Annotated in this window: 8 protein-coding genes; 6 read left to right on the forward strand and 2 right to left on the reverse strand. The window is 56.2% G+C overall.

Going from position 1 to position 11,674, the window contains the following annotated elements; all coding sequences use genetic code 11:
* Positions 1–537: 537 nt before the first annotated feature.
* From ACR0BD_RS04435 to ACR0BD_RS04455, 5 genes are all read left to right on the forward strand, one after another.
* Entirely contained in the window at positions 538–2,928 is a 2,391-nt protein-coding gene (locus ACR0BD_RS04435) for a beta strand repeat-containing protein (protein ID WP_480829086.1), read from the forward strand.
* Positions 2,929–3,068: 140 nt separating this feature from the next.
* On the forward strand, positions 3,069–5,012 hold the full coding sequence (locus tag ACR0BD_RS04440) for a type I secretion protein (RefSeq protein ID WP_480829087.1): 1,944 nt from the start codon (positions 3,069–3,071) through the stop codon (positions 5,010–5,012).
* A 37-nt stretch (positions 5,013–5,049) separates the two neighbouring features.
* Positions 5,050–7,266: a type I secretion system permease/ATPase gene (locus tag ACR0BD_RS04445; protein WP_480829089.1), complete on the forward strand. Its 2,217-nt coding sequence runs from the start codon at positions 5,050–5,052 to the stop codon at positions 7,264–7,266.
* Between the two features lie 6 nt (positions 7,267–7,272).
* Positions 7,273–8,625, forward strand: coding sequence for an HlyD family type I secretion periplasmic adaptor subunit (locus tag ACR0BD_RS04450; protein WP_480694447.1), 1,353 nt, complete (start codon positions 7,273–7,275; stop codon positions 8,623–8,625).
* A gap of 70 nt (positions 8,626–8,695) precedes the next feature.
* Positions 8,696–9,073: a rhodanese-like domain-containing protein gene (locus ACR0BD_RS04455; protein WP_480694445.1), complete on the forward strand. Its 378-nt coding sequence runs from the start codon at positions 8,696–8,698 to the stop codon at positions 9,071–9,073.
* Here the strand turns inward: ACR0BD_RS04455 and ACR0BD_RS04460 are convergent.
* The gene (locus tag ACR0BD_RS04460; protein ID WP_480829090.1) at positions 9,070–9,828 is read right to left on the reverse strand and encodes an alpha/beta fold hydrolase; all 759 of its coding nucleotides are present in this window, start codon (positions 9,826–9,828) and stop codon (positions 9,070–9,072) included. The two genes, ACR0BD_RS04455 and ACR0BD_RS04460, sit on opposite strands and share 4 nt — an antisense overlap.
* Before the next feature lie 91 nt (positions 9,829–9,919).
* On the opposite strand from ACR0BD_RS04460, the gene ACR0BD_RS04465 reads away from it, so the two are divergent.
* The gene (locus ACR0BD_RS04465; RefSeq protein ID WP_480829091.1) at positions 9,920–10,294 is read left to right on the forward strand and encodes a hypothetical protein; all 375 of its coding nucleotides are present in this window, start codon (positions 9,920–9,922) and stop codon (positions 10,292–10,294) included.
* 49 nt (positions 10,295–10,343) lie between these two features.
* Here ACR0BD_RS04465 and glyA read toward each other — a convergent pair whose 3' ends face one another.
* Entirely contained in the window at positions 10,344–11,639 is a 1,296-nt protein-coding gene (gene glyA / locus ACR0BD_RS04470) for a serine hydroxymethyltransferase (RefSeq protein WP_480694439.1), read from the reverse strand.
* Positions 11,640–11,674 lie beyond the last annotated feature (35 nt).

The raw sequence follows: 11,674 nt of genomic DNA on the forward strand, positions 1-11,674 counted from the left end.
TAAATATTAACTGAATATTAACGCATTTGCGGCGGCGGCCATAGAAGAAAGTATTATTTTTCGAAAAGTTCGATAGTTAACAGGTGTTTTGTTCTAGAACTTTCGGTCAGGTCAAACGCGCCACTTCCCGTACAAGTAGAGGAAATTAATAGGTTTCCTAAACTGCCGGTTTTAAATCGATTTTTCCGCTTTATTTCGAACAAAAATTCAACAAGATCAAAAATAAAACAATAAAAACAACAGGTTAATTTTTCTAAAACCTACGGTTAGCTATGCACGGCGGATTACTGCTGCAACCATGAACGGGCTCCAATTTGAGGGGCTGATTTTCCTGATGCGTCCGCGAATCGTGCATTCTCGCGAGTTTTTCCAGCAGACGCAGGTCCGGCTTGGCCGAGAAAGGAGGGTGGGAGACGAATTCACCGAAGAAACCCGCACTCATGCGTGTTTTGCGCCTGCGTGCATTTTTGTTTCAACGCGCCAGTCACCGTTTTGTAGATGAATGACGGTCCGTGCGCTCAGTAAGTGGAATTTGATATGAGTAAGACACGTAACCCAGCCATCGACATTGATGAAGTCAACGTCGGCACCGCGTTTGTTCCTGTGGACGCAGATATTTACGTAGAAGAAGCCGAAGTAGAGGCTGATCTGACCGAACAGGAAACCCACGTAGACAACGAGCAAGGCCAGGGCCAGGATCAGATCCAGGGTCAGGCAACTGTCGTTGAAAACGGTCAGGGTCAGGATCAGGGTCAAGGCCAGGGACAAGATCAAGGCCAAGGCCAGGATCAAGGTCAGGGCCAAAGTCAGGGTCAGGGTCAGACGAACGGAAACAATGACAACTCGAACTGGGTGAACATTGATTTTGGTGATGCCGATCCTCTTGGACCGGATGATGACCTTGTTGACGTCGACGTATCTGGCGGATCGTCAATTGGCAAAGTTATTACAGTTGGAAATGATTTTGACTACGATCCCGGTGACGATCTGAACCTGGATATCGACCTGAGTGGCGAAGGCAATGATATGTCCGCCATTAACAACCAACTGGCAAACCTGAACGACGATGACCATCTTGGATCGGCTGCGGTAACGAACACTGGTCAATTCGATCAGGACGGTAGCGCACACGGTGGCCACGCGACGGCTGACGAAGGCATTGGGTCGCATTCTGACGGTGGAAATTCCGGAAACGGTGGAACGACTGTTGCCGGCAACGCGTCGGGCACCACGACAGGTGGTGATGCCTTTGCTTTCGGTGGTCATACCGGTGATGCAGATGGAACCGGTGTTGGCGGCGACGGCGGAAACTCGGGCGATGCAACCAACTTTGGTCTGGGCGTCGGGTTGTCGGGTGCCGAGTCCAACGGCAGCAGCAGTGCCGGTGCCGGTGGACATGCCGATAGCGACTCGGGTGCGCTGAACAATGGAACTTCGGTTTCGGACGGCACCAGCGTTGCAGGCGAAGGTGGCGACGCTGGATCCATTGGTCTGGGGCTTGGCCTTGGACTGTCGGGTGCCGAGAATGGCGGACTGTCCAGTGGCGGCGACAACACTTCGCATGCCGGTGCACTTGGTGCGGGCAGCGCGTCGAACGACTCGGATGCCAATGGTGCCAATGGTGGCAGCGGTAACGCCGACAACGACGGTGCTGCAATCAACCTTGGTGGTAGCAACACCGAAGCCAACGACGCAGATGCTGGCAACCTTGGCCTGGGCCTTGCGGGCAGCCTCGCAGGCAGCGCAGCCGACGCCGACTCGGGCAACGGTAATGGCGCAAGCGGTACAGGTGGTAATGGCAACGGCTCGGGTGGAACCGGCGGCAACGGTAACGGTGCTGCAGGAACCGGCGGAGCAGGAACCGGCGCATCTGGCAGCGGTGGCAACTCTGGTCAGGTAGACGCGGCTCTGGCAGCGTTGAACCAGCAGAACGGCCTTGTTGGCCTGAACGCCGGTCAAGCAGGTGCCGGAAATGGCGGCGGTGACACCAACGGTGGAAACCCGGGTGTTGGCGGTGAAGGCATCGGTGGCGGAGCAGGTGGCGGTGACGGCACCGGCGGCGGCGCAGGTGGCGGTGACGGCACTGGCGGCACAGGTGTCGGCGGTGCGGGCGTTGGTGGACAAGCCAACGGCGGAACTGCTGGCGCACTTTCGGGTGCTCAGGGTGTTGGCGATCAGACCACAACCGGTCCGAATGTCACACAAACCCCTGGCGATGTGAATGGCACAGCCAGCCTGCCACAAAACGCAAGCGGTGATGGCGGCGCAGCCGGCACGAATGACACCGACGGAACCGCAACTGGTACTGGAACCGGAACTGCAACTGCGGACGGCTTCGGTGGCGGCGGAGGCGCTATCCAGCAGGATGCGATGTCCAGCGGAACCGGCGCCGGGTCTGCAGATGCCATCAATACTGCAGGTGAAGGTGGTGACTCCGGCCTGTTCTCGGTCGCTGATACCGATGGTTCGGCAGACAGTCTGGCCAGCGCGATCGCCGGATACGGTGGTGACGCAATGTCCGACAACGATGCCACATCATCGAGCTCGGGCAGCGCTACAGGCTCGGCAACTGCAGGTATCGGTGGCGGCGGTGGTGCTGGTGCCGGTAACGGCGGAACCAGCGGCGACGCACTGGGTTCAGCGACCTCGGGTGCAACCACTGGTGCCATGGTAAGTGGCGGCGATGCATCTGGTGCGTACTCCGGCACTGGCGGCACCGGCGGTCACGCAGGTGAGTGGGGCTCCAACAATGCCGGCGACGGTATTGTGACCGGTGAATCCTACGCCTCGGCGGCCGCAGTAGTCGACACATCGGCCTTTAACCAGTCGATCGTTATGGGTGCCAACGTCTTGGGCAACTCGGTCGATACGACCATGGTTGGTGGCTCGATGTCCTCCAGCTACGCCAGCGAAGATACCGATACTTAATCTGGCACAGTACGGATCAGAGCCTGTATTTCCGGGCTCTGATCCATTCGACAAAAACTGTCTGGGCCAAGGCAGATGGCCCAGACTTAACTTAACCCACGGCGACTTATTCTGATCGTTTTGGGGAAGGGAAAAACAAAATGTCGTTTGATAGTATCAGTGAGACGATTGCCCATTTTATCGGAACCTTTGAGCTGACGAGCGAGCAGGCTCGGATGCGAGATCAGTATCAGGAATTCACCGCGCTCAGGCGAAAGGCCGAGCTGGAAGACCTGGAAGAAGGCAAAGCCGTAAAAATAAAAGCCGATCTCAAGCTTGATCCCGGAAAATACGACGCTTTGCCCTTTGCTCCGGCTCTCTACCAGGCCGATATTCCGCTGCCGCCCTTACCTCCGATGCTCGACCCCGGCACGGAGACATTCTATCAACCCGTAGCCGCGCCGGTGCAGGCCGCACCTGACGCGGCCATATCGATTTCACCTTTCCCGATCATTGTCGAAGAACCAGTTTTGACCCCCGAACTGATTGGATCGGCCGTCACGTACAATTTCCAAACCCTGAACCTGAGTGACAATGACACGATCGGGCTGGGTGATTTCCGAGACGTTGAAGAATTGATGCAGCAAGGACAGGAGTTGCTGGAGACCGCCGTCTCGCTGCACGCTGTCGCTGCCCCGTCGTTCGACATTAGTGATTACCAATCCGCCGAGAACCTCGAAGCCCTCAAGGAGCAAATTCAGACGCCGATCGCGATGTCGGTCGAAGGGGCAACTGTGCACCAATTCCAGGGTGACGCGGCTTTGGGTGTTATCGTGAATGGTGAGCATGTTGAAGAGGTGGAGGATTGGTTAGACATCGTCCCCAAGCACCACCTTCCTGATGAAGAAGAGGAAGACGAAGATCAGTTTGACCCGCTTCTGGTCGAATGGGATCAGTCTGAGGATGCTGAATTTGGTGACGGCCATAGTGTCATTGCGGGCGGCAATCTTGCGATAAATGAAGTCGCTATTACAGTAGGTTGGGTGGACGCGCCGGTTATCGCGGTTGGCGGACAAGCCGTTAACCTGACGGTTGTAAGCCAGGTCGCGGTCGTATCCGACCATGATCTGGGTGAGGAAGACGTCCAAAGCGAAACCAAGGTCGTACAATCCTCAAGTATATCTGTGGAAAGCAACGAGGCGCCCTGGCTGGACCAGAACGTATCAGAACCCGGGCAGGACCCGATCATAGCGATCACTTGGATCTCAAGCGATCTGTTCGTCACAAATTTCGTGAAACAGGTTATCGACGCGACAGATATCGACCACGTCGAAACCGAGATCGAAGCAACGACCAGCCTGTACATCATGGGCGACAACGATCTGGTAAACGCCACGAATATCGTGGAGCTAGGCAGCTACTACGATTTGGTTCTCGTCGGCGGCGACATGGTGTCCGTCGACATGATCCATCAGACGATTGCTTTGGTCGACGACGACAACCTTGTGGGTGTGACGGTCGAAGAAGAATTGAACGAAAACCTTGTCATGAACCATGTCGAGTTGACGACAATCGGCGAGGATACCCACGAAGAACTTTCAGACACTCTGGCCGAGGTTTTACCTCTGCAAGAGATGGACACAGAAGCCTTGGAAGATGCCTTGTTGAACGACCCGCTCTACGCGGGGATGGAGCAGGTTCGAGTGCTCAAGATCGAAGGCGACCTGGTGCAGCTTAATGTCATCGAGCAGGTGACCACGCTGACCGATCAGGACGACGTTCACATTAAAGGTGGCAAAGGTGCCGAAGCTTCGGCCCTTGGCGCGGGCAACGCGCTGTTGAACGCCGCAAGCGTTTCAACCATCGGCGTCGACTCGGTCATTATGGCGTCTGAAGGTGAATATTCTGACGTGTTGTTACATCAGGCCAGCCTGATCGACACTCCGGAAGACGATCTCGAGGTCGAAATTGGCAATGATGCCATCGCGATGTTGCTGGAAGAAACAAGTGGACCCGGCAAATCCGACATGGCGCCCGGGCACAATAAGCTGACACCGTCAGAGATGATCAATGCCGATGACGCCTTAAGCACGATGTTAGCTTAATTTCCCTGTTTTTTACGAGTGATCTGAAAGTTTGAGTATGTCGATATTGTTTTCGTCGCGCCGCTCTTTTCCTGCCAGCCCATTGGATGGACGGGGTGGTGCCGATCCGTCGAAACCGCCTGCTGGGCAGTCGCAAAGATCGGCTAAACCCATGCCAGAGCTGCGCTTAAGCGAAGAAATGCGCGTTCGCCCGATCAGGGACAGTTCAGCAAAACCAGAAGTCAAAAAGATAGACGTGGATATTGCCGAGAACCCAACCAACAAAGCTTTTCAAAAACGCGCCGAAACGTCGTTTCAGCGCGCTTCGCCGCAGTCCGATAAGGGTGGAACCACTGAGGGCCGTGGCGCTGGGGTGGCCGATGCTGAAGGCCCCGAACCTCAAACCGCCAAAGACCAGACCGCGCGGGTCCCCCCCTCGTCGCGCTCGAAAGGCGGTGCGAATATTGGCACCACCATCGAGGCCAAGGCAAACCAGCCACTGCCCCTGAAAAAGGGTGGTGGTGGGAACGGTAACGGGCCACCCCAGACTTTTCACAAGCGTACCCCGCCCGAAGACTTTCAGCGGACTCTGCAAATTTCGATGCGGGCGATATTGCGGAACCTTGCGTTCGTTCTGGTTCTGACATGCGCAACCAACATCCTGATTCTTGCGATCCCGATTTACCTGTTCCAGATCAGCGACAGGGTTTTGACTAGCCGCTCATTGGACACCTTGATCATGCTGACGGCGATCGTTGCAGGGGCTGTGATCTTTCAATCGGCTTTTGATGCCGTTCGCAGGTTCATGTTGATGCGCACTGCGGTCGAGGTGAACGCGCGACTGGGCGCCCCTATCCTGAGCGCCGCTGCCCACGCGTCTTTGCATGGAACTGGTCGCGAATATCAGACACTTGGAGATCTACAGCAGGTCAGGGGCTTTCTCGTCTCGGGGACCCTGATCTCATTTCTAGATGTACCCTTTGCACCTTTGTTCATTCTGATGATCTTTCTTGTTCACCCGCAGTTAGGCACGATCGTCATCGTTACGGCGCTGTTGCTGATGGTCATCGCGCTGATCAACCAGCGCATGACTGCCAAGCCTTTTGCCGAGGCGAACAAAGCGCAGTCCATGGCCAATCAGCACTTGGATTCGATGTCGCGCAACAGTCAGATCATCAACGCGCTGGCTATGATCCCCGAGGCCGTGCGAATCTGGGGGCGCGATACGGCGCAGTCTCTGACCTGGCAGGTCCGTGCACAGGATCGCAACGTGATCTTCGCTGCGATTTCCCGAGCGGTTCGCCTGCTGACGCAGATCGCAATTCTGGGTTGGGGGGCATATCTTGCCCTGCAGGGTGAGATCACCGGCGGCATGGTAATTGCTGCGTCGATCATTGCAGGGCGTGCCTTCGCCCCGATCGAAGGTTCGATCGAAGGGTGGAACTCTTTCCTGCTGACGCGCGGCGCTTACGCGCGGATCAGCCACCTGCTGACCAACTCGGCGCTTCAGTTTGAAAAATTGCGCCTACCGCGCCCCGAAGGGCGGCTGGATGTCGAACGTTTGCTGTACGTGCCCGGCGGTACCAAGCGCGTTGTGTTGAACGGCATCAGTTTTTCGCTCAACCCCGGTGAGACACTGGCAATCATCGGCAATTCAGGTGCGGGTAAAACGACCTTGGGCAAGACGCTTGTCGGATCGATACTGCCAACGTCGGGAAGTGTTCGGCTGGACCTTATGGATATCCGCAACTGGGACCCGCGCCAATTTGGCGAAAGCATCGGATACCTGCCGCAGGATGTTCAGCTGTTTCCCGGTACGATCAAGGACAATATCGGACGTATGCGCGAAGATGCCACGGACGAACAGATCCATGATGCAGCCGTTTTGGCGGACGTGCACAATATGATTGCAACGCTTCCTCAGGGGTATGAAACCGTGGTTGCGGCGGACGGATCACCTTTGTCTGGCGGTCAAAAACAACGGATTGCGCTGGCACGGGCCTTCTTTGGAAACCCACGCATGGTTGTCTTGGATGAGCCGAATTCAAACTTGGATGTCGCCGGTGATCAGGCCCTGGCCCGAGCGATCGCTCAGGCCAAGGAAAATAAGATCACTGTGGTGGTGATAACGCAGAAACCGACGCTTTTGAATGCGGTCGACAAAATCATGCTGCTGACAGATGGGCGTGTTGCGTTGTTCGGTCAACGTGAGCAGGTGCTGCAACAGTTGAACGGACCGCGCAAACAATCCGGCATCGAAGATCAGAAGGGGTGAAGTCAAATGAATGATCTGGTTCCGGTCAATAACGACCCTAATGATCCGACTGTATGGTACGCAGAAGTACCGCGATCCATCGGCCGCCTGATCGTCGTCGGGTTCCTTATGCTTGTCGTTTGTTTTGGCGGGTTTGGCGTCTGGTCATTCAGCGCCCCGCTGGCGGCTGCGGTGATTGCGCAGGGCAGTTTTGTTGCCACGGGACGCAACAAGATCGTGCAGCATCTTGAAGGCGGCATCATCGAAGATATCAAGGTGATTGAAGGGCAGCAGGTCGAGGCCGGACAGGTCTTGATGACGCTTGACCAAACCTCGGCCGAAGCGAATGAGAGAGAGCTTTTTATCCGTAAAATCCGTTTGCGGGCGATGACGGAAAGGCTGCAGGCCGAGTACAACGAAAAGGAGCGGCTTGAGTTTTCAACGTCTTTGATTGAGGCCACAGATGACGTCGAGGTCATGACCATTCTTGACGGTCAAAGGATCAGCTTCGACGTATCGCGAAAGACCCTGTTGAACGACATCGCCCTGCTAGAACGGAACATGGAAGCGCTGAAAATCCGCTCCAGCGGTTTTGAAGCGCAGCTGGAAAGCATGAAGCGCCGCTCGGACATTCTGCAGGAGGAATACGAAACCAAAAAAGCACTGTTTGACAAAGGGTTGGTGCGAAAGGGTGATTTGAATACAATCCGGCGCGTTCAGGCAGAAGCCGAAGGCCAACAGGCGCGCCTTGCGGCTGAATCCTCGGAAATCAACCAGATGCTTTTGAAGTTCGAAGAACAGATTACCCGGACGCGGTCGGCATACCGCGAGGCGGCGTTGGATGAGTTGGGCGTGATTGAAGCTGATCTGGAAAGTGTACGCGAAAAAGCGCGTCAGGCGCGCAGCGTTTTGGACCGTGCTGTTGTGCGGGCTCCGGTAACGGGAACAGTTGTCCGCCTGCATTACCACACGCCCGGCGGTGTCATCGAAACAGGTGAGCCGATTGCCGAAATCCTACCGGCCGACGCGCCCTTGATCATCGAAGCACAGATCCCACGCACCGAGATCGACAGCGTCGGAACAGGTCAGAATGCAACCGTGCGCCTTGTTGCGCTGAACCAGCGAACAACTCCGGTTCTGAGCGGAGAGGTGTTCTATGTTTCCGCCGATGCACTGGTCGAGGATTCGTCTGGCACGCCACAGGAGGTCTACCTTGCCCGGATTTCGCTTGCGCCAGATGAAATCGAGCGTGTCCGCGGGTTCATACCCACACCGGGGATGCCAGCAGAGATCATGATTCAGACCGAAGAACGCACCTTTGCAGCCTATATCGCAAAACCGGTGACAGACAGCATGTCACGCGCCTTCCGGGAACACTGATCGTCTGATCAGGCTACACCGCGCAGATTCAGCATGCTAGCATCTGGTGAGATTCACCAGGAGAGCCCACATGCCGTTGACGGTAAAAGAGATGATGGAAGCCGCAAACGCGGTCGTTGAACGTATCCAGATGGAAAAGGCTGCCGAGCTTATCGCTGAAGGCGCTTTGTTGCTGGATGTTCGCGATGCGATGGAGCTTAAGCAAAACGGTCGCGCTGCCGGTGCACATCACATCCCGCGGGGTATGTTGGAGTTTCGCGCTGATGATGCGTTGCAATCGTATGACCCCGAACTTCGAAAAGACAGGGCCATCGTTTTGTACTGTGCCGCCGGAGGGCGTGCTGCTTTGGCGGGCAAGCTTTTGAACGATATGGGATATTCCCAAGTATACAACCTGGGAGGCTTTGCCGACTGGGTAAACGCCGGTGGCGAGGTTTCAGACGGCTAGGCGTTGAGGAACGTTCTGACGGCGGCCTCGAATTCCCGGGGTTTTTCGGCGTGCAACCAATGACCAGCACCCGGGATCTTGGCAAAACGGGCCAACGGGAAAAGCCCGCGAATTATTTCTCGGTGCTCTGGCAAAACATAGTCTGAGTCAGCGCCAGACAGGAATAACGCGGGGCCGTTCCATGTCAGTTGCAGATCAGGAAAACTCATGATCTTGGGCATCTCTGCCGCCAGGGTGTCCAGATTCAGCAGCCATCTTTGCCCCTTGATATCAAGAGACTGCGTAAAGAAGCTCTGCAGTGATTTATCCACCCCGAGCGTGGCCAATTGCTGTTCGGCATCTGATCGACGTTCGACCACGGAAAGGTCTACGGCACGCATGGCATCAATGAACTGAAGCTGGCTATGAGTGTACGTCACCGGCGCGATATCAGCCACGACCAGCTTTCGAACAAGCGCGCCGTGTTGCAAGGCTAGTGCCATGCTGGCTTTACCACCCATAGAATGCCCGACCACGTCGACGTAACCACCAAAGCTGTCGATCACCTCGGCCAAGTCCTCTGCCATGCCGGGGTAGTCGTGTTGCTCGGTCCATTCGCTGTTGGCGTGGTTGCGCATGTCGACGGCGATCACTTGGCGTTCATCCGACAACCTGCGCGCAATAACGCCCCAGTTTCGGGCAGAGCCATAGAGGCCATGCGCGATCAAAAGGGGTGGGTTTTCGGTTGGTTCGCCATGAAGGATCGTATTCAGCATAGTGCCGTGATACCTGCCAAGGCTTCAAACAACCAGCCCCATTGTCCGCGCCACGCGACATAGATATGGTGACGCGTCAGGAGGCCGCCAAATGCCGCAGAATTCAGACATCCAGAGCCAGATTGCACAGACAGTTCAGCTGTTGCGCGACAAGCTGGGTGTGCGTGACAAAACACTGACCGCTTCGATCAAAAAGGCCAAACGTCAGTTGCCGCGACGCGTCTACAAACAAGCGATGCTTTTGGCACAGGCCGAACAGATGGCGGCTCATCCCAAGTTACGCTTGGTGTTGGATACCCCAAAACTTGTTCAGGCATCTGAAGACGTCCAGGAATATCTGGGCGGTATCAGCCTTGCTGATCGGCGATTGGGATGGTTTCTGGGGATGCTGGGCGGCCTTGCCTTCAACATGCTGGCACTGTTCGTTTTGCTGTTGGTTTTTCTAAGATGGCAAGGCTTCATCTAAGTAAAACGGCGCCCAATGGGCGCCGCAAAAATTTTGATTCCAAAAGACCTTACAGGTTCGGATAGATCGGGAAGCGTGCGCAGAGTTCGGCAACTTCTGCCTTGACCTTGGCTTCGACTTCTCCGTTGCCTTCCTCGCCATTCGCGGCCAACCCGTCGACCACTTCGATGATCCAGTCCGCGATCTGGCGGAATTCAGTCTCACCAAATCCACGGGTGGTTCCAGCAGGAGAGCCCAAACGGATACCGCTGGTGACAGTTGGTTTTTCGGGATCAAAAGGCACTCCGTTCTTGTTGCACGTGATATGCGCACGGCCCAAAGCCTTTTCGGTTGCGTTACCTTTGACGCCCTTGGGGCGCAGATCGACCAACACGACATGGGTATCGGTGCCGTGGGTCACGGTGTCCAGACCGCCCTTGATCAGCTGATCCGACAGCGCCTGCGCGTTGGTGATGACCTGCTGGATGTAGGTTTTGAACTCGGGGCGCAGGGCCTCGCCGAACGCCACGGCTTTACCTGCGATGACATGCATCAACGGTCCACCCTGAATGCCGGGGAAGATGGCCGAGTTCACTTTCTTGGCGATCGCTTCGTCATTGGTTAGGATCATGCCGCCACGTGGTCCGCGCAGGGTTTTATGCGTGGTTGTGGTCGCAACATGGGCGTGCGGGAAGGGGCTGGGGTGCTCACCTGCAGCAACCAGACCGGCGAAATGGGCCATGTCCACATGCAGATAGGCACCGACCATGTCTGCGATTTCACGCATCCGGGCAAAGTCGATCTGGCGCGGGATGGCCGAGCCACCTGCGATGATCAGTTTGGGCTGGTGCTCTTTGGCCAGTGCTTCAACCTGATCATAGTCCAGCATGTTGTCTTGCTGGCGCACACCGTACTGGACGGCGTTGAACCATTTACCAGACTGGTTAGGGCGCGCGCCATGGGTCAGGTGCCCACCTGCGTCCAGCGACATGCCCAGAATGGTGTCGCCGGGCTGGATCAGAGCCTGAAAGACACCTTGGTTCGCCTGGCTGCCGGAATTTGGCTGTACGTTTGCGAACTCACAGCCAAACAATTGCTTGGCGCGGTCGATGGCCAGGTTTTCCGCCACGTCGACAAACTGGCATCCGCCATAATAGCGACGACCGGGGTAGCCTTCGGCGTATTTGTTGGTCATGACCGAACCCTGCGCTTCCATTACGGCGGCAGAGACGATGTTTTCCGAAGCGATCAGTTCGATCTCATCACGCTGGCGGCCCAATTCGGACGTGATCGAGCCGAACAGCTCTGGATCACGCGCGGACAGGGATTGGGTGAAGAAACCGGTATCACGAAGATTGGCGTTCATTGTGGCTCCACATGGCTGGGGATTGACTTGCGGAT

This window comes from Ruegeria sp. G5 (assembly GCF_056533365.1).

What these genes read in the sequence shown, in the direction of transcription:
- ACR0BD_RS04445 (WP_480829089.1), top strand. Translation starts at nt 5,050, where the DNA reads ATGTCGATATTGTTTTCGTCGCGCCGCTCTTTTCCTGCCAGCCCATTG.
- ACR0BD_RS04455 (WP_480694445.1), top strand. Translation starts at nt 8,696, where the DNA reads ATGCCGTTGACGGTAAAAGAGATGATGGAAGCCGCAAACGCGGTCGTT.
- ACR0BD_RS04440 (WP_480829087.1), top strand. Translation starts at nt 3,069, where the DNA reads ATGTCGTTTGATAGTATCAGTGAGACGATTGCCCATTTTATCGGAACC.
- ACR0BD_RS04450 (WP_480694447.1), top strand. Translation starts at nt 7,273, where the DNA reads ATGAATGATCTGGTTCCGGTCAATAACGACCCTAATGATCCGACTGTA.
- glyA (WP_480694439.1), bottom strand. Translation starts at nt 11,639, where the DNA reads ATGAACGCCAATCTTCGTGATACCGGTTTCTTCACCCAATCCCTGTCC.
- ACR0BD_RS04435 (WP_480829086.1), top strand. Translation starts at nt 538, where the DNA reads ATGAGTAAGACACGTAACCCAGCCATCGACATTGATGAAGTCAACGTC.
- ACR0BD_RS04465 (WP_480829091.1), top strand. Translation starts at nt 9,920, where the DNA reads ATGCCGCAGAATTCAGACATCCAGAGCCAGATTGCACAGACAGTTCAG.
- ACR0BD_RS04460 (WP_480829090.1), bottom strand. Translation starts at nt 9,828, where the DNA reads ATGCTGAATACGATCCTTCATGGCGAACCAACCGAAAACCCACCCCTT.